This is a genomic window from Parageobacillus caldoxylosilyticus NBRC 107762, assembly GCF_000632715.1.
Lineage (GTDB): Bacteria > Bacillota > Bacilli > Bacillales > Anoxybacillaceae > Saccharococcus > Saccharococcus caldoxylosilyticus.
Genome location: NZ_BAWO01000123.1, coordinates 1 through 865 on the forward strand (window position 1 = coordinate 1; position 865 = coordinate 865).

Consider the following 865-nt stretch of genomic DNA (forward strand, 5'->3'; position numbering starts at 1 on the left):
AAGGGGGTTATATATTTGAATACTGACAAATTAATATTTAATAAATATTATGAAATCACAGAATTAAGTAAATATGAACCTATATCTGTAGACTTGGGATTAAAAGACGATATATTGATACTTTATTTACATGAAAATACTAATGGTAATCCCTTTTTATATAAAATAGTCCATTTAGATAATGGAGAGAAGCGGTCGTATGAAGTCGTTGCAAATAAAGAATTACACTTCTTGCAGTTAATAGAAGATAACTATCTACTAATCTGTGGTTACTTAACACATGATCAAGAAAATAATGCATTTATATATGACAAAAAAGGAAATTTATTAAAAGAATTTTGTGTAGGTAATGGAGTAAATACATGTAAAGTAGATCAAGATCACCATATATGGATTGGTTATAGTGATGAAGGAATTTTTCATGAAAGTGAAATAGGAAGTAAGGGAATTGTATGTTTTGATAAAAATGGAGCTATTATATATGATGCATTTGATATGTTAGTTGAGCAACGAAATTTTCCACCCATTGATCATTGTCATGCAGTAAACATTTCTGATTCTAACGATGTATGGCTATATTATTATAGTGCAGATGCAAAATATCCTATAGTGCAATTAAAAAAGAATAGTAATACTGCTTGTTGGTGGGAATCGAATGTTAGTCGTGGAGAAAATTTGGTTGTTGGGCACAATATGGTTTTTGTTTTAACCAATGAAGGAGATATTGTGGGAATTAATCTAGAAAATAAGAAACATAAAGAATATACAGCATACGATACACAAGGTAACAAATTGACATTTGATTATTATTTTGGTAGAGGAAGTATATTGTATGGAGTTAGTAAAAATATTATTTATAACCCGT

Annotated in this window: 1 protein-coding gene; it reads left to right on the top strand. The window is 28.4% G+C overall.

From position 1 onward, the window contains the following. Positions 1-15: 15 nt before the first annotated feature. Positions 16-865: hypothetical protein (locus tag GCA01S_RS18915; protein ID WP_155835611.1), on the top strand; the 850-nt coding region annotated here is incomplete at its 3' end.